Origin of the sequence: Paraburkholderia sp. BR14374 (assembly GCF_040948685.1) — a bacterium.
GTDB lineage: Bacteria > Pseudomonadota > Gammaproteobacteria > Burkholderiales > Burkholderiaceae > Paraburkholderia > Paraburkholderia youngii.
The window spans coordinates 1-255 of sequence record NZ_JBFPKF010000163.1; the positions used below are offsets into that span (position 1 = coordinate 1).

Here is a 255-nt window from a genome sequence, read left to right on the forward strand (position 1 = left end):
CCTGGCTTCGCCCTTTGCGGCTGCGGATCCCGACACAGCACCCGGATCGCATGCTTACGGTGATAGCCGGTCAATTCAATGAATTCGTCCAGGATCTGGCGTTTCTCCGTCCGGTCAGAACGTCGATACCGCTCGCCAACCGCCTCAGTCAATTCCCGTCGTGTTGTCATGCTGAGCCGCCTCGTCATAAGTCGCCCCTGCCAGCCGTCTGACAGGTAGCAAAATACTTGAGGCAACGAGCCTAGCTCGGTAACA

1 pseudogene is annotated in these 255 nt (G+C 58.0%); it reads right to left on the bottom strand.

Annotated features, from left to right (window positions below):
• Window positions 1–188: pseudogene (locus AB3X86_RS38500) on the bottom strand (transposase); the annotation flags it as partial.
• Window positions 189–255: the final 67 nt, after the last annotated feature.